The 22,275-nt window shown below is 37.2% G+C and carries 17 protein-coding genes; 8 read left to right on the top strand and 9 right to left on the bottom strand.

The genetic code is table 11. From position 1 onward, the window contains the following. Positions 1-60: 60 nt before the first annotated feature. From FW778_RS17875 to FW778_RS17865, 3 genes are all read left to right on the top strand, one after another. Positions 61-2,160, top strand: coding sequence for a glycoside hydrolase family 97 protein (locus FW778_RS17875; protein ID WP_150416219.1), 2,100 nt, complete (start codon positions 61-63; stop codon positions 2,158-2,160). A 138-nt stretch (positions 2,161-2,298) separates the two neighbouring features. Further along, positions 2,299-3,048, top strand: coding sequence for a Bax inhibitor-1/YccA family protein (locus FW778_RS17870; protein WP_150416218.1), 750 nt, complete (start codon positions 2,299-2,301; stop codon positions 3,046-3,048). A 192-nt stretch (positions 3,049-3,240) separates the two neighbouring features. Beyond that, a complete protein-coding gene (locus FW778_RS17865; protein ID WP_202552334.1) occupies positions 3,241-4,305 on the top strand; it encodes a winged helix DNA-binding domain-containing protein in 1,065 nt (354 codons plus the stop codon). A gap of 87 nt (positions 4,306-4,392) precedes the next feature. Here the strand turns inward: FW778_RS17865 and FW778_RS17860 are convergent, their stop codons facing one another. The 6 genes from FW778_RS17860 to porW all read right to left on the bottom strand — a co-directional run bounded on the left by FW778_RS17860 (position 4,393) and on the right by porW (position 14,555). Beyond that, a complete protein-coding gene (locus tag FW778_RS17860) occupies positions 4,393-4,689 on the bottom strand; it encodes a DUF2442 domain-containing protein (protein ID WP_150416216.1) in 297 nt (98 codons plus the stop codon). Continuing rightward, on the bottom strand, positions 4,661-4,882 hold the full coding sequence (locus FW778_RS23790) for a DUF4160 domain-containing protein (protein ID WP_394349805.1): 222 nt from the start codon (positions 4,880-4,882) through the stop codon (positions 4,661-4,663). Before FW778_RS23790 ends, FW778_RS17860 begins: the two co-directional genes overlap by 29 nt. 42 nt (positions 4,883-4,924) lie before the next feature. Next, positions 4,925-7,195: an aconitate hydratase gene (locus FW778_RS17850; protein WP_150416215.1), complete on the bottom strand. Its 2,271-nt coding sequence runs from the start codon at positions 7,193-7,195 to the stop codon at positions 4,925-4,927. A gap of 604 nt (positions 7,196-7,799) precedes the next feature. Then, the gene (locus FW778_RS17840; RefSeq protein ID WP_150416213.1) at positions 7,800-8,798 is read right to left on the bottom strand and encodes a zinc dependent phospholipase C family protein; all 999 of its coding nucleotides are present in this window, start codon (positions 8,796-8,798) and stop codon (positions 7,800-7,802) included. A gap of 223 nt (positions 8,799-9,021) precedes the next feature. Next, positions 9,022-11,490: a penicillin-binding protein 1A gene (locus tag FW778_RS17835; protein ID WP_150416212.1), complete on the bottom strand. Its 2,469-nt coding sequence runs from the start codon at positions 11,488-11,490 to the stop codon at positions 9,022-9,024. Between the two features lie 41 nt (positions 11,491-11,531). Then, entirely contained in the window at positions 11,532-14,555 is a 3,024-nt protein-coding gene (porW, locus tag FW778_RS17830) for a type IX secretion system periplasmic lipoprotein PorW/SprE (RefSeq protein WP_150416211.1), read from the bottom strand. A gap of 160 nt (positions 14,556-14,715) precedes the next feature. Between porW and FW778_RS17825 the strand changes: the two genes are divergently transcribed. From FW778_RS17825 to FW778_RS17805, 5 genes are all read left to right on the top strand, one after another. Then, entirely contained in the window at positions 14,716-15,108 is a 393-nt protein-coding gene (locus FW778_RS17825; RefSeq protein ID WP_150416210.1) for a hypothetical protein, read from the top strand. Between the two features lie 22 nt (positions 15,109-15,130). Next, a complete protein-coding gene (locus FW778_RS17820) occupies positions 15,131-15,343 on the top strand; it encodes an AtpZ/AtpI family protein (RefSeq protein WP_150416209.1) in 213 nt (70 codons plus the stop codon). After that, on the top strand, positions 15,340-15,738 hold the full coding sequence (locus FW778_RS17815) for a hypothetical protein (protein ID WP_150416208.1): 399 nt from the start codon (positions 15,340-15,342) through the stop codon (positions 15,736-15,738). Before FW778_RS17820 ends, FW778_RS17815 begins: the two co-directional genes overlap by 4 nt. Further along, positions 15,731-16,363 (top strand): SprT-like domain-containing protein, encoded by a 633-nt coding sequence (locus FW778_RS17810; protein ID WP_150416207.1) that lies wholly within the window; start codon positions 15,731-15,733, stop codon positions 16,361-16,363. Before FW778_RS17815 ends, FW778_RS17810 begins: the two co-directional genes overlap by 8 nt. Positions 16,364-16,676: 313 nt before the next feature. Continuing rightward, positions 16,677-18,533 (top strand): ELWxxDGT repeat protein, encoded by a 1,857-nt coding sequence (locus FW778_RS17805; RefSeq protein WP_150416206.1) that lies wholly within the window; start codon positions 16,677-16,679, stop codon positions 18,531-18,533. Positions 18,534-18,656: 123 nt separating this feature from the next. Here FW778_RS17805 and FW778_RS17800 read toward each other — a convergent pair whose 3' ends face one another. Genes FW778_RS17800 through FW778_RS17790 form a run of 3 tightly spaced genes read right to left on the bottom strand, consistent with a single transcriptional unit; the run spans position 18,657 to position 22,169 of the window. Then, positions 18,657-19,145: a GNAT family N-acetyltransferase gene (locus tag FW778_RS17800; RefSeq protein ID WP_235906399.1), complete on the bottom strand. Its 489-nt coding sequence runs from the start codon at positions 19,143-19,145 to the stop codon at positions 18,657-18,659. Positions 19,146-19,191: 46 nt separating this feature from the next. Continuing rightward, complete coding sequence (locus tag FW778_RS17795; protein WP_150416205.1) at positions 19,192-21,345, bottom strand: putative porin; 2,154 nt, start codon at positions 21,343-21,345, stop codon at positions 19,192-19,194. Positions 21,346-21,356: 11 nt separating this feature from the next. Continuing rightward, a complete protein-coding gene (locus FW778_RS17790) occupies positions 21,357-22,169 on the bottom strand; it encodes a purine-nucleoside phosphorylase (protein WP_150416204.1) in 813 nt (270 codons plus the stop codon). Between the last annotated feature and the right edge of the window lie 106 nt (positions 22,170-22,275).

Genomic DNA, 22,275 nt, shown 5'->3' with positions numbered 1-22,275 from the left:
ATTTTTGGTTAACTTACTTTCCATCTTTTCTGTTTTCCTAATAAGTAAACTATGAATATCATGTTTTCGAAGAAAGCTATCACTGTTTTGTTCTCTGTTTTCTTATTTACCGGAGTTTCAGGACAGAACATTACAGCAGAGTTGCAAAAACTAAAAATGGTTTTTACATTGAATAAAGGCGGCGTCCCGGTTTATTCAGTTTCTTATGATCAAAAGCCAATCATTCAACAATCGACGCTTGGTTTTATACTTGCTAATAATGACAATTTCTACAGTAATTTTGAAATATTAGGTTCAGAAAAAAAATCAATTGATGAGACCTGGAAACCTGTTTGGGGAGAAGTAAATGAAATAAGAAATCATTACGGGCAGGTAACGGTGCATTTAAAACAGGTCGGCACTAATCGCTTACTGGATATAGTTTTCAGGGTTTTTGCAGATGGTGTCGGATTTCGTTACGAATTTCCTAAACAACCGGCAGTAAAATATTTTATTGTTACGGATGAATTGACACAATTTAATTTAACAGGTGATCACAAAGCATTCTGGATACCAGGTGATTATGAGACTAACGAATATCCATACGCGACTTCCAAATTAAGTGAAATAGATAATGAAGAGCTGGTTGAAAAGAGCACTGCAATTGCAGTTCGAGTGGCCCCTGACCGTTATGCTGTGCAAACCCCTTTGATGTTGAAGACAGATGATGGGTTGTATATCAATATACACGAAGCTGCGCTCGTAAATTACTCTGCAATGCAATTGCATGTGAATGACAGCACCTATCAGTTATCGGCCAGGCTGGTGCCTGATGCGCTAGGCAACAAAGCTTACTTACATGCATCCTTTCATACTCCATGGCGAACTATAATCGTAAGTAATAAAGCAGAAGATATTCTTGCTTCAAAGATGATTCTTAATCTCAACGATCCTTCCGCAATAAAAAATACTTCATGGATTAAGCCTATGAAATTTGTAGGTGTATGGTGGGAAATGCAAACCGGTAAAGGAACCTGGAGTTATTCCGATTATCCCGATAGCGCCGATGCACACGGAAAACCTATTCCTAACGGCAGGCATAGCGCTAATACCGCCAATGTGAAGAGATACATTGACTTTGCATCTAAAAATGGAATTAAAGGATTATTGGTTGAAGGCTGGAACACCGGGTGGGAGGATTGGTTTGGTAATTGGAAAGAAAATGTATTTGACTTTGTAACTCCATATCCCGATTTCGATGTAAAAGAAATTTCAAATTATGCGAAAGCAAAAGGTGTTGAAATGATCATGCATAATGAAACATCGGCCTTTGCAACTAATTATGAAAGGCAGATGGATACTGCTTTTCGTTTCATGAATCAATTTGGACACAAGGCCGTTAAAACAGGTTACGTAGGAAAAATAATTCCGCGTGGCGAACATCATGACGGACAATGGATGGTTAATCATTACTTGCGTTCTATTGAAAAAGCGGCTTCTTATCATGTAATGATTGATATACATGAACCAGTACGGCCAACGGGTTTGCAAAGAACATGGCCCAACTTCCTGGCTTGCGAAGCAGCCAGAGGCAACGAGTACAATGCTTTCAGCGATGGCAATGCACCGGAACATGAAACCATTTTGCCATTTACAAGATTAATGGGCGGACCAATGGATTATACGCCGGGAATTTTTAAATTAAGAAATTATACAGCAGATAAAACAAGGCGGGTTCATACAACGCTTGCCAAGCAACTTGCATTATATGTAACGTTGTACAGCCCGCTTCAAATGGCTGCCGATCTTCCTGAAAATTATGAAGCACACATGGATGCTTTTCAATTTATAAAAGATGTGCCGGTCGATTGGGATGATACAAAAATTCTTGCTGCTGAACCCGGAGATTACATTGCAATTGCAAGAAAAGGAAAAGAAAGTAATAACTGGTTTTTAGGAGCTATTACTGATGAAAACGCAAGGCAGCTAACAGCCGACCTTTCTTTTCTCGATAAAAATAGACAATACACGGCAACTAACTATGCCGATGCTGCCGATGCCGATTGGAAAACCAATCCGGAAGCGTATACGATAAAGAAAATGGTTGTGAATAGCACCACTCATTTATTGCTTAAACTTGCTCCGGGAGGCGGGGCTGCGGTTTCTATTGTTCCCCGGTAGATTTTTCTGTTACGGTAAATAATAAACGCTCGTATTTGGAGTTATTATTAAGAATTTTCGCTAGAAAAAACTTAAATTTTACAATCGGCAATATTAATACCGTCAATCATAATTACTTTTACTAAAATTTAAAACACAATGGAAATTATAAACAACAATCAGAATTTAAATCCAATAACTTATACGCCAACCGGTGAAGCCTCACGCACGAGATCGTTTCTTGCTAATGTGTTCTTGCTGATGTTTATTGCGCTTGGAGTTTCAGCGTTATTCGCATGGCAATTTTCTGTAAACGCAAATTTATTAAGTTACCTTATTGTTCCAACAACAGGTGGACTAACCGGTTTAGGAATGGTGACTATGTTTGCGCCTATTGGTTTTGTGCTTCTCATGTCTTTTGGCTATAGGAGACTTTCGGCTCCTGCGCTTATGGGTTTGTTCATCGCGTATGCGATTATTAATGGTATCACTTTTAGTTTCATACTACTTGCTTATACTGCAAGTTCAGTTACCGGTTGTTTCTTATCAGCTTCTGCCATGTTTGGCGTAATGGCTTTTATGGGATATACCACCAACCAGGATCTTACAAAATTCGGCCGCTTGCTGATGATGGGTGTAATTGGAATTTTAATCGCTATGGTGATTAACTTTTTTCTCCACAGCAGTGGATTAGATTATCTAATCAGCATTATTGGCGTTATGGTTTTTGTAGGCCTTACAGCCTATGACGTGCAAAAATTAAAAAGGATAGGAGAGGGTTTGGAATATAGCGATGTTTCCGCAGCAGATACTAAAAAGATGTCAGTTCTTGGTGCATTAACATTGTACCTCGACTTTATTAACATCTTCCTTTTCTTACTTCGTTTGTTTGGAAGCAGGAGAAATTAAGAAATTAGTAAAAAACTTTTTTTAAACCCTGGTAGTAACTTTACCGGGGTTTTTTATTTTTCTTTATTGAATATGAAACCACACAGGTTTCCAAAACCTGTGTGGTTGTATTCCGTTTTTTTTTGTCTAAATAAAAATCAATAATGCTATTCACTAATAAAGATGAATTTTAAAAATATTTCAAATACTCGTTTGATAACTCAACAAATTGCTGCCACAACTTTTACTTCGCCCAAAGAAATTGTTTGCTGGATGGGAGCCATGCAGGCGCAGGACTACAGGATGGTTAAGTGGGCTATTGGCCTTCGCTTGCTGGGAATAACTTATGCATTATTTGAGGACTCATTTAACAAAGGTGAAATTCTTAGAACTCATGTTTTAAGGCCAACGTGGCATATCGTTTCTGCCGAAGATATTTACTGGATGCTTGAACTTTCCGCGCCTCAAATGAAACGTGCGATGAAATCAAGAGACAAACAGTTAGGGCTAGACGAAAAGGTTTTTATAAAAAGCAATTCTATTATTACAAAAGCTTTAAGCGGTGGAAAACATTTAACAAGAACAGAACTGGGAGTTAAGCTGGAAAAAGCAAAAATATCTACCAATGAACAAAGACTAACCCATTTATTGTTTTATGCTGAGTTATCCGGGATCATCTGTAGTGGAAAAGTGAACAGTAGTAATCAAACCTATACTTTGCTGGCAGAAAGAGTAAAAATTGCAAAACAAATAAACAGAGACGAAGCGCTTACTAAACTTGCCAAAAGATATTTTAGAAGCCATTGCCCTGCTACATTAGAAGATTTTACATGGTGGTCGGGATTAAATATTACCGATGCGAAACATGCATTGGAAATGATAAAAAAGAATTTTATTTCTGAAACTATTAAATCCAAAACATATTGGTTTGCCGACTCATTTTCTATTCCGGAAAAAAGGAAATCTTCTGTTTATTTATTACCAGCATTTGATGAATTTATTATCAGCTATAAAGACAGAACCGCGGTGTTGCCACAAGAGCATCAAGCAAAAGCGTTTACAAGTAACGGTATATTTCATCCTGCAATTGTAATGAACGGCAAAGCCATTGGCTTATGGAAAAGAAACATTCAAAAAGATAAAGTAATTCTGGAAGCTGAATTTTTTAAGAAAGCAAGCAAAACACTAATGGCTTCTATTGAAAAGAAATTTAATAGGTTCGCAAAGTTTTTAGAAAAGAAACCGGAAGTAAAGTTTAGCAAAATTTATGAACAATAATATCTATATAAAAAAGCGAAACCATTTAAGTTAAGCTTCGCTGTTATTTTTTTAGTAAGTAGCTTAATATCTAACGTTACATTCTTTTTATAAAAATAATTCTTTCCCAAACAAAATATTTTTAACTCCGATTATTTCATCAATATCATCCCAAAAAACATGAATACCATTATTTTTAAAATTTTGTCTTTGACTGATAGTTGCTTTTAATAATTTTTTACTCCAGCTTATAGGTATATATATAACTCTGCCATCGTTTAAAATGAAAGCAATTTCATCTTTAATAAATGCTACATTCTCAATCTTAGGTAGTTGATTAAAAGATAAATCCTTTACCCAATTTATTGCCTGGTTTTTATTTTTTATTTCTTTTACAGAATTCATTGAAGGTTGATATAATTAATGTACTATTTTGTTTTACTTCTTTTTCCAATTTATTTACTTCTCTTTTTGTAAAGCCTGAATTATCTGCTAAAAGTACTTCATCTCTTTTTACCCAAAATTTGCAAACTTTTTTTCTGTCATCACTTACATGGATATGTACCGGCTCCCTGCAATAATAACTACAAAATAAAATCGAAGTCCAAATTTAAAAAAGATAGTCGGCATAACATAAATCTCAACGGTTTTCAAATTCTTTCCTGATGATATTCAATGCTCCTCCGGCTTTAAACCATTCAATCTGTTGTTCATTATAAGTATGGTTAACTAAAAAACTTTCTGAAGTCCCGTCTTTATGATTCAAATGAATTACAAGCGGTTTATTCACGCTAAATGAAGTTAACCCTGTTATATCAATTGAATCATCCTCAAGAACTTTGTTATAATCATCTTTATTTTCAAATGTTATTGCAAGCATTCCTTGCTTCTTCAAATTGGTTTCGTGTATGCGTGCAAAGGATTTTACAAGAACAGCTCTTACCCCCAAATGACGCGGTTCCATGGCCGCATGTTCACGGGAAGAACCTTCTCCATAATTTTCATCGCCGACGATTACAGAACCAATGCCATCAGCTTTATAAGCTCTTTGGGTTTCCGGTAACGGACCGTATTCACCAGTAAGCTGGTTCTTAACAGAATTTGTTTTTTCATTAAAGAAATTAACTGCACCAATTAAAAGATTATTGCTGATGTTATCGAGATGACCGCGGTATTTAAGCCATGGTCCAGCCATGGAAATATGATCCGTTGTACATTTTCCTTTTGCCTTAATCAACAATTTTAAATTATTAATATCTGTTCCTTCCCATGCAGGAAACGGATCTAAAATCTGAAGGCGGTCGGAAGTTGGAGAAACCAAAACTTCTATCTTACTTCCATCTGCGGCGGGAGATTGATAACCTGCATCATCAACAGCAAAACCTTTTAACGGCATTTCAATTCCTTTGGGCTCTTCTAATTTTATTTTCTCACCCTTATCATTCGTCAGGTAATCTGTTAATGGATTAAAGGTAAGTGAACCGGCAATCGCTAAAGCAGTTGTTAATTCCGGCGAGGCAACAAAAGCATGCGTGTTGGCATTGCCGTCATTTCTTTTAGCAAAATTCCTGTTATAAGAGGTTACGATAGAATTCTTTTTATTTGGATCTTTGGAATGCCTTGCCCATTGCCCAATACATGGCCCGCAGGCATTTGCAAGAACAACGCCACCCATTTTTTCAAATGTTTTTAAATAGCCATCTCTATCAACGGTAAACCTTACCTGCTCTGAGCCGGGTGTAATTGTAAATTCTGATCTAGCAGTTAAGCCTTTACTAGTTGCCTGCTCTGCTATTGAAGCAGCCCTCGTAATATCTTCATAAGAAGAATTGGTGCAGGAACCAATTAATCCAACCTCTAATACTTCAGGCCAGCCATTCTCCCTGACTGCATCAGCAAATTTTGAAATGGGCCATGCCAGGTCCGGCGTGAAAGGGCCATTAATATGTGGTTCTAATTCAGATAGATTTATTTCAATAACCTGGTCAAAATATTTTTCAGGATTTGCATATACTTCCGGGTCGCCGGTAAGTTCATTTGCAAGATTATCGGCAGCGTCTGCTACTTCTGCCCTGGCAGTGCCTCTTAGGTATTCTGCCATTTTTTTATCGTATCCAAAAATAGAAGTGGTTGCTCCAATTTCTGCACCCATATTACAAATAGTTCCTTTGCCGGTGCATGAAAGCGAAGTTGCGCCTTCCCCGAAATATTCAAGGATTGCACCGGTACCACCTTTCACCGTGAGAATACCGGCAACTTTTAAAATAATATCTTTTGATGCTGTCCAGCCACTAAGCTTGCCCGTTAGTTTAACACCTATCAGTTTAGGAAACTTTAATTCCCAGGGCAGGCCGGCCATAACATCGCATGCGTCTGCACCGCCTACGCCAATCGCAATAGTTCCCAATCCGCCTGCATTAACGGTGTGCGAGTCTGTTCCTATCATCATTCCACCAGGGAAAGCATAATTTTCCAGGACCACCTGGTGAATAATACCGGCACCGGGTTTCCAGAAACCTATTCCGTATTTATTTGAAACGGAAGAAAGAAAATCATATACCTCTTTATTTTGAGATTTTGCTCTTGACAAATCCGCAACCGCGCCAGTTTCCGCTTGTATTAAATGATCGCAGTGAACAGTTGATGGCACCGATACTTTGGTTCTTCCCGATTGCATAAACTGAAGTAAGGCCATTTGGGCTGTTGCATCCTGCATTGCAACCCGGTCAGGTGCAAAATCAACATAATCTTTTCCTCTTCCGTAAGCCTCGTCTGCATTACCTTTCCAAAGGTGTGTATAGAGAATTTTTTCTGTTAGGGTGAGCGGGTGATTTACAACTTTACGGGCTGCTGCTAATTTTCCTGCATAACCGGCGTAAAATTTTTTTATCATGTCAAGATCAAATACCATTTGCTTTTATTTTAGATGTATTTAAAAGATAATTTTTGCAAAATTACTTAAAATCAAATCAAGATTTACTATAGATTATCTTCATTAAAATTTTAAAAATGCACGATGTGTCGTTTGTAATACAATCTTAAAATTTATTTGTCGTTATAGTTTTATTGTAAATATTTTTTAGCTTTGGGTATGTATAAAATAAAACACTTTATTGAGTGGCAGGTCTTTGGGGTGTGCACGGCAATAGGTGAAAAAATGGGTATTGCCACTTCCGTTATAAGAAAATATTTCATTTATATATCTTTTTTGACCCTTGGCTCGCCGGTAATATTTTATTTGTTTTTTGCTTTTTGGATCAACATTAAAAATTATATACAAAGGTCAAGGCGTAATCCACTGCGTTATTTGTAAAGGGCGGATAATCGTCCGTTAGTATTTTCGTTGATCTATCCATTGAATAAGTGTAAATTTTACAAATATTTTAAAATATTTGCGTTTAACCGGAATAGTTATTTATATTTATACTTCTAATTAAAACCCGCTTTAAATCCATTTTTTTCTGTACCTCTTTTTCTTTCCAGGAAGTTAGTCAGGATCGACACTTCAGCGCTTTTTATTCCCTTTCATTTGATAGATTAAGCAGCTTTCCTTTGCCCCATGCCTTATATTCGATCTTATAATTTTTTTGATTTTGTTTTGTCATGTGTTCATCATCGAGAGATAGTAATTCCGGGCTTCCGGCATTAATCCAAGCGGTGTACCAGTAATTAGCCACATCCTGTATGGAAAGCCTTAATTGTTTTTCAACCATTCCATTCATTGCAGTGTTAAACTGCTTTGCATATTCATCTGAAAATATGGGTTGGTTATAAAAAAGAATATTATTACCGGTTGCATCTTTTTTATACATGTCGCCGGCGTTAAAACTTTTTCTTACTTTTTTTTCGTCAGATAATAAAGTATCCTCCAATGAATGTGTATGAATAATTATATCCCATGTTTCTGCAGTAACATCGGGAATATATTTGGCACTGTTTGTTTTAAAATTATAACTGTTTCCAAACAGTTCGGGTATTTCTGATTCCCATAAAGCGTGTATGCCTTTCTGGTTAGTAAGCTGCCCGTTAAAATTGGAAGAGGTATGCAAAGGCATATGTGCATCGCCAACATAATGGGCAAGCTCCGCTGATAGAAAAAGTATTTCTGACTTATTTCGTTTTTTAAAAGCCGCCGTTAGCTTTTCCATAATGTTTTGGATATACCACGGCAGTATACCGGCCTTATTTAAAGAGGCGCTATCGAATTTTGCGTAGGCTTCTTTCGTTGTTTTTGGAAGTGAAGAAACAGGTTCATGGAAATCCTGTAGATCTATATAATGCCTTGGACTTTCGTTTTTATCATTTAAGAGTGCTCTCCTCAGATCGGGCACCACAGCTCCTTCTGTAATAAAATCAATGTGGTTGTAATAAAACTTTCTCATGCTGTCGGGTAATGCGAAAACGGCTGCGCTGTTTATATGCTTGTGCCCCCACGCGCCCCAGGCAAATAGTAAATTAATACTTCCCGTCATAAGTAAAATGATGAACGCCGTTGTAATTATTCTTGATTTCAAAGTATAGAGATTTGGTATAAAAATATGCCGATATTAGTGATTGTATTAAAATATTAATAAACATAAAAGAGGTGAAATGCGATTAGTGATTCAACAGTTTTGAAATGTTTATTTAGTCAACATACCGGTATAGGGAACGTTGGTTAATGAATAGATAATGACAACGGAATCACTTCCAGCGGACAATTATATACGGTTACTAAAAATATAATAAGGTTTATAATTAATAATCACTGCTCGTTTTTGCAGGTTTTGAAGATGGTTTTTTTAATTTATCAGCGTCTTTATTAAGTTTATTTTGATCTGTATTTTTCGGATGCGTTTTAGAAGTATCTTTTTTAAACTCATCCATCATATTTACGGGCCCTATCACTTTTTTTTCAGGAGGTGAGTTCGGATCTTTTGTAAGGTCTTTATTAAACTCAGATTCAACAGGAACATTGGGAGTAGTTTCATAGTCTCCCGCATCGCCATTTCCATTTTCTTCCGTAAAATCATTGCCCTGGCCTTCCTTTACAATATTTGAAAAATTCTGATCTGCAAAAATAGGATCGTTGTTTAATTCTGCGGGTTTTTGGAAAACCGCTTTTGGATCAATTCCCAACTTTTTATCGGCATACACTTTCTGCATAAAATAAGCCCATTCGGGCATCGCCATATCATTTCCTCCATTAGTCCACCCGTTTCTCAAGTGCAAAAAAGGATCATCACATCCAACCCAGGCGCCGGCAAGAAGCTGCGGAGTATATCCCATAAACCAACCATCGGTATTATCATTAGTTGTTCCCGTTTTACCACCCATATCACTCGTTATTCCATACTTCCAGCGCATAGCGCCGCCGGTTCCATAATCAACAACTCCCTGCATCATCTTATACATCGTATAAGCGTCCACTTCGCTAATTACCTGTTTGGATTCAGATTCAAAACTCTGAAGGACATTGCCATTTTTATCTTCTATTCTTGAAATATAAATAGGCTCTGTATTGAATCCCCTGTTAGGAAACATAGAATAAGCCCTTAGCATTTCTAATAGTTGAATATCGGCTGTACCCAATGCAATTGACGGCACAAGAGGTATATCACTTTTAATGCCACAAAGATGTGCAAACTCCGCAGTTTTTTTAGGCCCTATACGGCTCATCAAATCCCATGCTGCAACGTTTAAAGATTTAGCAAGGCAATACGCCATAGTTCCTCCCGGACCTGAAAAAGTTCTGTTGGCTAACGTAATTGATTTTCCACCGAGTTGGGATTCCGGGGTAAGCCCTGCATCTGTAAGCGCAAGTGTATACAATAAGGGCTTAAACGCTGAGCCCACCTGCCTGTTAGCCGTTACGTGATCGTATTTAAACCATTTAAAATCTATTCCACCTACCCATGCTTTAACTTCGCCTGTTATCGGATCCATTACCGCAAATGACGTTTGCATCATTTGTTTAAAATATTTTATGGAGTCTAAAGGAGTCATTACTGTATCAGTTTCTCGCTTTGAGTTCCATGCAAATACTTTCATTTTAACTGGCACATAAAATGACTTTTTGATTTCATCATCTTTTATACCTGCTTCCTTCATGTATTTCCATCTTTCACTGTCCCTCATTGCCCTGTTTAAAATATCTTCATGCCCTTTCCATACATTTTTCGGCAACTGGCTATTAAATTTCTTCTGCATATTGGCCATGTGCTTTACCACTGCTTCTTCTGCATATAATTGCATCTTGGGATCAATAGTGGTATAAATTTTAAGACCGTCTCGGTACAGATCATAATTTCTGCCGGTTGCCGGGTCTTTGTGCGTTTTACACCAGTCAATTAATTTTTTTGATAATACAGAACGGAAATAGGGTGCAATCCCAAGGCTTTCATCGAGCTTTTTATATTTTATTCCCAGCGGTTTTCTCTTTAAAGTCTCAGCTTCAGCACTGGATAAAACATCATTAGTAACCATTCGGTCCAGTACTAAATTTCTTCTGTCTGTTGCAGCCTGTGGATTTCTAACTGGATCGTATTTGCCGGGCCCGCTTAACATACCTACGAGCAATGCGGATTCATCAGTGGTAAGTTCTGATGGGTCTTTTTGAAAATAGACACGAGCCGCATTTCTTATTCCATACACATTCAACCACGATACCCTGTTAAGGTACAATGCTAAAATTTCCTGCTTCGTAAAATTCTTTTCAAGCTTGAGTGCAACAATCCATTCTTTCAGTTTATCTATAATTCTTTTACCTACCCAACCGCCACCCTGGCCCAGCATATTTTTTGCGAGTTGTTGAGTAATAGTACTGCCACCGCCTTCGCTGCCAAAACCTTTTAATGCACGGCCAATGGCTATTGCATCAATACCGGAGTGGTCGTAAAAACGAATATCTTCGGTTGAAATAAGTGCATCAATTACATGTTTTGAAATATCGTGAAAATCTGCCGAACTGCGGTTTTCAGCATAAATTTTACCCATTAACGTGGTACCATCATTTGCGTAAATTTCTGAAGCAAGATTGGCCTGCGGATTTTCCAGTTCCTGGAGCGAAGGTAATTTCCCGAAGAGCCCAAACCATGCGGAAGCAAATATGATAAATCCAAGTGCTATGCCCCCCAACACGAGTGTCCATAAAATTTTTATGGCAGGTTTCGTTTTATCTTTTTTGCCCAGTTTATTTTTCGTATTAAGTGAGATTTCTTTTTTCATTTTTCGTACTTTATTCTTAACAAGAATAATTTATTTTTTAATTAAAATTTGCCGGGAAATTTTTTGCTTAATAAATCAATATAATTCTGCAAATTTTTATTTTGTTTTAAAAGATCAAGATTTGAGCCAGATATAATATAGAAAGAATATTTCGCAGGAGGCAACCACGATATCTGTATGGGCGCTGCTTTCTTTAAATTATCCATGTATTTTATCGCAGCATCTGCCGTTAAAAATTCAGTAAAAATTAAAAGGGTTCTGTCTTTGTCCAAAGTATCTTTTGTAACCTCTATTTTTTGGGCATAAAAATTTTGACTGTTATATCTCGTAAATGCATTTTTTGCTTCCGTGCTATAAACAGGATCAACTTTGTTTAACACCATCATTACATATTGCGTAGATAGCGGATCAATCATGAATGTTGCATTTTTAGCGATTGCCGGAGCTCTTTTTGAAGAATCAAGATATACTTTCCCCGGGGTTATAATTGTATTATTCGGATGAACAGCAAGCATGCGTGAAGTATCCTGCTGCATCCGTTTGATGATAGCAGGATCATTATAAACAACTATTTGGGAATCTTCTTTTTCCCTTACCACATTAAGTTTGGTTAAATAACTTTCTATAGAACTTCTCCTTTTTAAAACATCAATCATCGTTACTGCTTTTGCCTTTAAAGGCGAAGTTGGATATTGGGTAATTATCTGCTTGAGAATATTAATTGCAGTGCTGTCATCCCGGTTGCGGATATAATAAACTGACTCGATGTAAAGTAACTGCGGACTCCAGTAATTTGCACCATAAGTACTGTCGGCTTGCTTTTTTAAAGCAACTGCTTTTTCAAAATCACCTTCTATAAAAAGATTATAAATATCTTCATATCTTTTTGTTGCCGCAGGGTCCTTCTTTGAAGGCTCCATTGCCTCAGGATGCAACGCCAGCTGAGTGAATTTACTTTTATCAAATTTATTAATGAGTAAATTTTTATAATAATCTGCTTTAGCAATATCTCCCAATTTCCTGTAGCAATAGGAGAGGTTTAAATACAATTCGCCGGCATACAAACTATCAGGAAAACGCTTTAAAGAATTTTCATAAGCATCAATAGCCGCGCTATAATCTTCAAGTAGGTTTTGGTAATCTTTACCTAATTGAAACAGTGACTTTGAAACTTTTTTATTGGATTCATCTAATTTATCCTTTGTCAGCGGAACATTTGCCAACAGGCCCGCGATAGAAAAATCTGTTTGAACGGGAATAGCAGTTGGATTAACCGTGGCCGCCATAAGTGGATCAGCATTTTGACCGAGCTGGTTATTATTTCCAGTGCTGTCATCGGGATTGGCAAACGCATTTGCTGTATTAGCAACGGCATTGCCTGAGGCCGAAGCACGCCGCCAGTTATCAACGTTCTGCCGTTTGCCCCATTTTCTTTTAAACTCTGTATAACCCTGCGATTTTAATGATGCATTATAAAAATACCACTCGCCATTTTTACTAGTAACGTTTCCAAAAATATCTGAAGAGGCATGTTTCGAATCAAAATAATTGGCAGCCGGATTGCTATATAAAGAATCGCCCTCTTTAATTCCCTGTTCTTTCCTCAATTTCTTTGAAAGTTTTTTAATGAACGCATCGCGATCGCCGGGTGTCATTGCAGCTATAGACTGCAGACTATCTTCGCGTTCTATAATATTTATATTGCCAACAATTACTGCTAATGCGTTTTTTCTTTGCTGTATTTTAGCAATATCGCCGAGCGTTGTGTCAGTTAACTGAAGACTATCATAAAATGCATAGGCATCTTTATATTTCTTTTGCTTATAACTAATTTCTGCAAGGTTAAGGAACGCCAGGTTTTTTATTGGCACATTTTCCTGGTTATAGAAAGTACTTTTCTTAAACAAAAAAACCGTAGCAGCCGTATCGGGTTTTATTAAAGCGAGTTGTGCAGCAGAAAAAAATATGATATCCCTATAGGGCTGAAACTTATCTTTTTTTGACATTCGTAGAAGTGTAGCAATGCTTTTATCAATTTCAGCAGGATCGTTACTCTTAAGCATTTTAGCTTTATTAAGGTTGGCATAAATATCCATCAACGGGTCGGTGGTATGATGCATCGCCTTATCATAAAAATCTTTTGCTTCGTCCTGCTTATTGGTCATTTCAAATAGCTGCGCTATTAAAAATTCGCGCCGTGCTTTATCCTGCAAATCTGCTACATTAGGTAAAGAATTTTCGAGATGCGCCAAGGTGCTGTCATACATCTGTTGTTTAAAAAACCAATAGGCGCTCATTTCTTCGAGCGCAGGCCTTAGCCTTGCTGGAAAGGCAGGATCATTTTGCAATGTTGTGATAAGGCCCGCTGCTTCTCCTGTCTGGTCCATATCTATCAATGTTCTTATTTGCCATATAAAGGCATCATTTCTGCTGGGCGGACGGGTAAATGTTTTAGCAATAATATTCCTGTCTTCTTTGCTTGAAACACTGATGGCTTTATTTTCGGCATTCTCATTTGTTCCTACAACTAACTGGTCATCGTCTTTTTTCTTATGAGGAAAAAGATTGTAATTAATAAATTGGAAAGTCATGGAAGCGGAATCATAGTCTTTCCTGAGGTAATACGCTTCGCCAATCAACAGGTAAAAATTATCCACCCAATTGCTTCGCAAGTCGTGTAATAAAATTCCTGCGGTAGCTTTGTAAATTACTGAATCAAGATCAGTTTTTTGGGCAGCTGTATTGTCGAGTGAGTAGCCATAAAAAGGCAGGAGTTTTGTATAGTCATCTTTATTGGCAATGCGTGCCCTCTCAATAACCTGGTTTAATTTGTTATTGGCGTTATAAAAATAATTGTAGTGCGAAACAGTATTTTGAACAAACCTGCGTGGAACGGTAAATTTCTTCTCGCCGGTTTTTTCAGATTTTAATGTTTTGGTCTTAAATTTTTGAGGTTTATCTTTTTCAAGATCAATAGTGATTTTGCCTAATTGCGCATAAACTTCCGGTAAAAGAAACAGGGAAAATAATAATATAGATAAAGACTTTAGGATCCGGGGGTTCATGAATATTTAAAATTTTTATAGGAGTATAAATATCAAAACGTAATTTGTTCTTGTATGAAACTTCTATTTTGCAAAAATATTTTAAAAATACGGTTATTTTGAGCTAATATTCCATTTAATGAATAGTGCTGATTATATTTTAACAACCTAAAAAAACGACATGCCTCTGCCCGTTGGCAACACATCTTTAAAAAGACTCAGAAGCCGTTACCGGCTGGTAGTTATGAACGAGGATACCTATGATGAAGTAGTCGCTTTTAAATTAACCCGGTTAAGTGTTTATATAGTGCTCAGTACATTGTTTGTAATATTGGTTGGGCTTACTGTTGCGCTTATTGCCTTTACTCCGCTTAAATTATATATTCCCGGCTATGGTGAGGCGAAAAAAGCAAAAGAATATGAAGTACTGAAAATGAAAGCTGATTCAATTGAACTGAACCTGGTTAAGAAACAGGAATATATTGATAATATTGAAAAAGTTTTAAAAGGTAAAATTGTGCCACCCGATACTACCATGCTTAAGTTGAAAAATATTGAAAAGAGCAGGGACTGACTGTTATAAAAAATAAAAGATTTTGATTAACAAGAACGAAGGAAATAAACAATTATTACGTTACGCAAGCCTTGCTATGCAGTTTTTGGTAAGCATAGGCTTGGGTGTATTTATTGGTTTAAAGGTGGATAAATGGGTAAAGATTTCGTTTCCTTTATTAGTGTGGTTGCTGCCCTTGTTGATCATCGTGGGACTGTTGTATAATATTTTAAAAGAAACCTCAAAAAAGAAATGAAAGAAATTTATAATAAATCTGTTTCGGTAATTGTATTATTTATTTTGATAAATGCAGGAGCATTCCTGTTTAAAGGCTTTTTACATGAACATGGATTTGGCATTAGACTTTTACTCATCGCAAACCTGTTGTTATTCGTGCTTACAACGGCTGGATTTTTTATACAAATGCGGGCCATAAAATCGTCTAATATTAATGCTTTTATCCGCGGCGTATATGTCAATTTATTGCTTAAAATATTTATAGTGATCATTGCCTTGGGCATTTATCTTTTTGTTATCAAAGGAAAAGTAAACAAGCCTTCTCTTTTTACCGCGATGGGGTTATACATTTTGTACACATCTATTGAAGTAAGACAGTTAATGAAAATTTCCCGTAAGAAAACCGATGCCTAAAAAAGAATCCCCTCTTCACCAGCTTAACACCTATTTACCCGAAGGCTCATTCGATGATGTAGTGTCTTACCTTCATGAATATAAGGTGCACCTAACGGTTACCCGTGAACGTAAAAGTGTTTTAGGCGATTACCGCAACAGCCATTTTAATAAAAACCACCGGATAAGTGTAAACGGTAACCTCAATAAATATTCTTTCCTGATAACATTATTGCATGAACTTGGCCACCTGCTGGCTTTTGAGAAACATGGAAACAGAATACCTCCCCATGGTGCTCAATGGAAAAATGAATTCGGTAAAATACTTGCACGCTTTATAACAAAAAAAATATTCCCGCCTGATATTGAAGCCGAGTTGTTGCAAAGCCTTCAAAATCCATCGGCAAGCTCATGTGCCGAGGATGGCTTATTAAGAATATTAAAAAGATATGATGCTGATAAGCCGGGATTTTTTTTCGTGGAAGAACTTTCATTAAACAGTTTATTCAAAGTAAAGGGCGGTAAAACTTTTAAGAAAGGCAATAAGGTAAGAAAGCGTTATGTATGCCAGGATGTTGCTACCGGAAGACTTTTTCTATTTAGTCCCGTTGCGGAAGTGGAATTGGTAAAGGATAATAGTGAATGAAGAATTTATCTTCTCTTGATTCATCCGACGGTTAAATTTCAATGCAGGCTCGTCAGCTGGCTTTCCTTTTCACAACAATGATTTCCTACGAATGCGCATTCGTTCTTGTACAATCTCCCGGTCACCTGTATAATTTCACCAATTAAAAAGTTTTACAACCCACTTGCTGGATAGTTTAATGCAACACAGGGCAGAATGAATAGATTTAAACTTCAATAAATTATTCGTTCAATATTGTACAACAGTCCGGAAGGAATATTTTGTTGCCATATTTATTTTTCTCTTTTTTAGCGTCTATACGATCTTTCTTATTATGAAAAAATATTTACTATTAGCGTTAACCATGTTGTATATAATACCATTACTCCCTGCGCAGGATATTGTAAACGTTAAAGATATTAATACAGCAGGAAGTTCTTTCCCCCATGATCTTATCATTTCCAACGATAAATTATTTTTTATTGCGCAGGATGCCACCAACTACAACAGCCTGTGGGTTACACTTGGCACCGATGCTACCACAACTAACGTAGGACCATTTGGTGGTATTAGCAACAGCATACAGGAACTTCAGAATTACAACAATAAAATTTATTTTGCTTATAGCGACGGAGTGAACGGGCAGGAGCCCTGGGTAAGCGATGGCACTACGGCGGGTACTGTTATGCTTAAAGATATTTATCCCGGCAGCACAGGTTCTAATCCAAAAAACTTTACCGTTGCCAGCAATAAGCTTTTCTTTTTAGCTAATAATACTAACGGAGCCCAAAGGCTATATGCTTCTGATGGTACGGCTGCTAATACTATCGTTGTTAAAGACAACATAGTTTATGGCTTTAACGGCGAGAGAGCGATGGCTGTTTTAAACGATTTTGCTTATTTTGAAAGTGATGATGGTTCAGGCTCCGGAAGCGGGTTGTGGAAAAGTGATGGCACCGTCGCCGGAACTACACTGGTAAAAGCTGGTATTATAATGGCCAATTTTAATGGCAATTCTCCAGTGATAAATAACAAAATGTATTTTAATGTTACTGATAACATTAATGGAGATGAGTTATGGGTTACAGATGGTACTGCCGGTGGCACACAATTGGTTAAAAATATCAGTGCTGCAGGCAGTGGTGAACCTATGTACTTCCAGGTATATCATAATAAAATCTATTTTTCTGCACGCGATGATGTCAATGGCGAGGAGTTATGGGTAACAGATGGTACGACCGGAGGCACACAAATGGTAAAAGATGTAGTGGCCGGATCGAATAGTAGCCAGCCACGTGCGATAACTGTTTATAATGATACCTTGTATTTTATAACCTGGGCAACGCAGCAATTGTGGAAAACGGATGGCACTGATGCCAATACTGTGTTGGTCAAGAGCTCAATTCCTTCTTCCATATTTTCAGCAATTTGGAATAATACTTTGTATATGATTTCGGGTTCAGATTTTTCAACTTATCAAAGTAATGGAACCATTGCCGGTACGATTCCCATGAGAGCTGATAATACTACATTTCCAATAGCGCATTATTCTCAATTTGGAAGTGATAATTATTTCCTTGAATATCATAATGAACTTTATTTGCAAGCTAGCGTATCCGGCATTACGACGGGGTATGAGCTTTGTAAACTTACCGCGAGTGCACTTCCGCTACATTTAATTTCGTTTACGGGTGAGGTTGTCGGTAATAGCGATGTTTTGCATTGGACAACGGCTAATGAAATAAATACGTCTTCTTTTATAATTGAGCAAAGCAACGATGGAAATATGTTTACAACCGCAGGCCAGGTTGAAGCAGCACTGAATAGTTCCATAAACCGGGCGTATAATTTTAAACAAAACTCCGCCCTCAATGCCGGTGGCTTTTATAGGCTTAAAATGATTGATATTGACAACGCCTTTACTTATTCACCCGTTATAAGATTGAAGCATGAAAATGCAATTGGCATCAAAATAATATACCAGGAGAGTTATAAATCGATATTGGTTAGCAATAAAACCAACGCTACCTGCAACTGGCAGGTATATTCAACAGCCGGTACATTAATAAACCGCGGAAGTTCGCCGAATACTATCATAAATATTCCTTTGAGCGATACCGCTAGAGGGACATACGTAATTGTTTGTAAGACGAAAGATATAACACAATCAATGAAATTTGTGGTGAACTGAGTGCCGGAAATCATTCCTGTTGCTTCATCGTTTCTCGTTAATGGGGTAGATATTTTTTGTGAGGTGTCTACAGTTTGGTTAACCTAATATTATTATTAAGCCTTTCAGGTTTTATAAGAAAAACTATATATCCCTAATCATAAACAAATCGCAGCCGCTATGCCCGCTGTTACCCAGTGAAGATGGAATAAATGTGAATCCATATTTTTTATACATCTCGATGGCATTGGTAAGTTCGGGCATGGTTTCAATATACATTTTTTTAAAGCCCTGGTTTTTTGCTTCGTGTAAGCATTGCAGTAATAATGTTTTTCCCAAACCTTTTCCCCGTGCAGCTGATGATACATACATCTTTACCAATTCGCAGGTTGTCGGCGGCAGGCCTTCGGTAGGAAATATCCCGGCCCCTGCAACCACTTCATTATTTAATGTTGCAATAAAGTAGCAAGACCTTTCTTTTTTAAATAATTCGCACAGGTGGTCGGTTGTTTCATCGAAATATACAGTTCCTTGTTTAACTGCATTGAAGTCTTCAAGCGAGCTGCGGATGATGGCTGCGATTTTTGGATTGTCGCCCGCCATAATTTTTCTTATAATAATTTCATCTTTCAATAAGGTTATGTTTAGGATGTAAATTGCTGAAAATAATTTTTTGAGATTAATTTACAAAATTCCATTGCACGCCAATCCGGAAAATTAATCCAGGTGTAGGATAATTAGGCGCTGCAAAACTGTTATTGGTAAAATCAAATCCATTCGCAAAATTCACGGTATTTAAATTTTCAAGTTTTACTACACCTGTAAAAGCTTTTATCCTGAAATCAAAATAAAAATCCAACTCCGGAAGGTTACTTATCGTAACGCTATCCTGCGGAAAGAAATGCCCCATCACCGGTGAATAGTTGTATGCTTTATATGGTGTATTATATTTTACATCCAGGCCGGTGCTTAAAAAAAGATTTTTATAAAAGTTTCCCTCAAACGCCATGCGTTGCCTTGTAAAAAATAACGGAACTCTTATTGGATTGTTACCGGTGGATTGCTGAACAATAAAATCGCTGTACAAATTAAGGTGACCAACAAGTTTATTTTTTGTTGAGGCTGTAACCTGTGTAATATTTACAAGGCCGTTAAATTGATCTGTCTGGTAATAATTTTTTAAATAAGTATAGTTTGTAATAGAAATATTCCTTGCCATTACGGTGAATCTCGGGTTGAACGCCAAAGCAGAAATTACCGTGAGGTTTTCTTTTTTAGTGAGAGAAGTGTTATCAATATCGAACGACGAGAATCCATTAAATATATAAGAAGGGGAGCGGTTTACATTTTGAAAAGATACCTGTATATTTCCCAGCTTTGGGTTAAGAAAGCGGGTTAAGGTGGCGTAAGCGCTATAATCTCCGGCGTTGAAACCTGTTGCGTAAAAATCTCCTTTTAGCAAAGCATCCCATTTTTTATTTCTTGTTTTGTTGCGATACTCGCCATGCAATACCACATTATAAAATGTTTTTTTAAGAAATGAAAATTGCAGGCGGTATGGCGGTAAAACTACTAATTGAGGTAAAATTTTTGCCCGCAGAAATTCACCCGAGAAATTTTCAAGTCTTATGCCGGCTTCAATAAATTGGGCAGGGTTTTTTGTTTCAGGAAATTGTTTTATAGAAAAATCGTTCGAAACAAATTTCCATTTATCCTGTAACCTGAAATTCAAGCTATCTTCACGTAAAGTCAAAGTGGTATCATATCGATCGTGAAAAAAAGCAGAGTCTAAAGCCGCATTTTTAATACCTGTATAAGTTTGGTAACCTAAAACTTTATCCTGGAATTGATAACCATAAGAACTATAATTGATCGTATGCTGAAAGCGAAATTTTGGGTAGAATAAATATTCCGTCGTGCTGTCATTAATTATAAGAGAATCTTTAATACCAAAATCGTAGCTCTGCCTGAAGAGCGCGGTGAAGTTGCCGTACAAATCCCCGGTATTAACTTTAGTGGAGAACACGTTAAATGTTTGTCCTACATCTCCTCCTAAATTAACGGGAACGGCAAAACGCTTTTTCCTTTGTGGATCGAGGAGAAAAGAATCATTGCGTATGCCGCCGTTTTCTGAAACATTTATTTTATTTCCTAAAAGAACAAAATAGGCAGCATACCTTTTCCTTTTTCCCTGGTAATTGCTGAAGAACCGGTAATTATTAATATTGGAATTTTGAGTTTGGAAAATACCGGGCGACGATATCAATTCATATTCAAAACCAGCGTTCCAGTTAGGTTTTATATTTTGAGTATGCAGCACTTTAATTACCTGCTCTTTGCCCGATCCAAGCAAATAAGTCATTTGGGTGAAAGGGCGCGTTGTTTTAAAGAACCGCGTATTTTCCAGCGAATATTTATAAATGTCAAATGCGTGAAAACCGGCGTCCCAACCCGATTTTAGCAGCGGAGAAAATAGAACGGGGTACGCTGCCGTACCATTGTTGCCCAGCGTTACATAATCTGCGGGAACAGTATAAAATTTATTAAAATCATCGAGGGAAGAATCGAGGTAATCATTTTTTATCGAGTCAAGGTAGCGGAAATAAATAGTAATTGAATCGGCAAGATCATCCCGGTGCTGAAAAGAAAGTGAATCACTTTTCGTTTGTCCTTTTGCGTTAGTAGACCTGGAAGGAGAAGAAATATTCGGGCGGTTTCTCAGGATATTCGGTAGTTGAGCATGTAATCCCTGCGCAATTAAAATAATAGCAAGCAACAGTGTTAGTCGCTGCAATGCCGGTAAGAGAAATTTTATTTGAGGTTGAGTGATCATTTAATATGCCTTTATAACCGGGCAATTAATTCTTTAAAAATCAATGCAAGTTTTGGCTCCGCATTCCGTGCGGCTTCTAACACTTCTGCATGTGTTATCTTATTTTCTGCTTCTCTTATTCCCAAATCTGTAATTACACTTAAAGCAAATACGGGCAGCCCGAGATGAACAGCAGCGATAACTTCCTGTACAGTGCTCATGCCCACAGCATCGGCGCCCAGCATGTGAAGCATTTTATATTCCGCTCTTGTTTCAAAGGAAGGCCCGGTAACTCCAACATACACCCCCTCTCTTAACTCAATATTATTTTCGGCTGCAATATCTTTTGCTATTTTAATGAGGGACTTTTTGTAAGGCTCACTCATATCGGGAAACCTTGGCCCAAAGTTGTCATCATTTTTTCCGAGAAGCGGATTCAAGGTAAGCACACTGATGTGGTCTTTAATTACCATAAGATCTCCCACAGAAAAATTGATATTAGTGCCGCCCGCAGCATTGCTGATTAACAAAGTTTCTGCTCCTAAATATTTCAAAACTCTTATGGGAAAAACAACTTCCTGTGTGGAATAGCCTTCATAATAGTGAAAACGACCTGCCATCGCAACAACTTTTTTTCCTGAAAGTTCACCGAAAATTAGTTTGCCACTATGGCCTTCTACGGTACTTACCGGAAAGTGCGGTATCTCGTTGTAGGCAATTTCAAATTCAATCTTTATTTCTCCTGTAAAACTTCCCAGCCCGCTTCCTAAAACGATACCCACAACAGGTTTGGTTTTATATTTTGATTTAATAAAATCTACGGCTTCATTAATTTTTTTCAGCATAAGCATTTAAATGGCTTCAAAGATAAGTGAATGGTTGAATGGTTGAATGGATGAATTGTTAATGGGTTGATAAGGTAACAATCATTCCGAGGAGCGTATGTAAATT

It is taken from the genome of Ginsengibacter hankyongi (genome assembly GCF_008710285.1).
Taxonomy (GTDB): Bacteria; Bacteroidota; Bacteroidia; order Chitinophagales; family Chitinophagaceae; genus Ginsengibacter; species Ginsengibacter hankyongi.
The sequence above is the reverse complement of the archived record's forward strand: the minus strand, read 5'-3'. Positions and strand labels throughout refer to the sequence as shown.

Excerpts from the sequence above, each read along its gene's own strand:
- FW778_RS17795 (WP_150416205.1), bottom strand. The coding sequence starts at position 21,345 with ATGATCACTCAACCTCAAATAAAATTTCTCTTACCGGCATTGCAGCGA.
- FW778_RS17805 (WP_150416206.1), top strand. The coding sequence starts at position 16,677 with ATGAAAAAATATTTACTATTAGCGTTAACCATGTTGTATATAATACCA.
- FW778_RS17860 (WP_150416216.1), bottom strand. The coding sequence starts at position 4,689 with ATGAATTCTGTAAAAGAAATAAAAAATAAAAACCAGGCAATAAATTGG.
- FW778_RS17815 (WP_150416208.1), top strand. The coding sequence starts at position 15,340 with ATGAAAGAAATTTATAATAAATCTGTTTCGGTAATTGTATTATTTATT.
- FW778_RS17835 (WP_150416212.1), bottom strand. The coding sequence starts at position 11,490 with ATGAAAAAAGAAATCTCACTTAATACGAAAAATAAACTGGGCAAAAAA.
- FW778_RS17790 (WP_150416204.1), bottom strand. The coding sequence starts at position 22,169 with ATGCTGAAAAAAATTAATGAAGCCGTAGATTTTATTAAATCAAAATAT.
- FW778_RS17825 (WP_150416210.1), top strand. The coding sequence starts at position 14,716 with ATGCCTCTGCCCGTTGGCAACACATCTTTAAAAAGACTCAGAAGCCGT.
- FW778_RS17810 (WP_150416207.1), top strand. The coding sequence starts at position 15,731 with ATGCCTAAAAAAGAATCCCCTCTTCACCAGCTTAACACCTATTTACCC.
- FW778_RS17875 (WP_150416219.1), top strand. The coding sequence starts at position 61 with ATGTTTTCGAAGAAAGCTATCACTGTTTTGTTCTCTGTTTTCTTATTT.
- FW778_RS17870 (WP_150416218.1), top strand. The coding sequence starts at position 2,299 with ATGGAAATTATAAACAACAATCAGAATTTAAATCCAATAACTTATACG.
- FW778_RS17850 (WP_150416215.1), bottom strand. The coding sequence starts at position 7,195 with ATGGTATTTGATCTTGACATGATAAAAAAATTTTACGCCGGTTATGCA.
- porW (WP_150416211.1), bottom strand. The coding sequence starts at position 14,555 with ATGAACCCCCGGATCCTAAAGTCTTTATCTATATTATTATTTTCCCTG.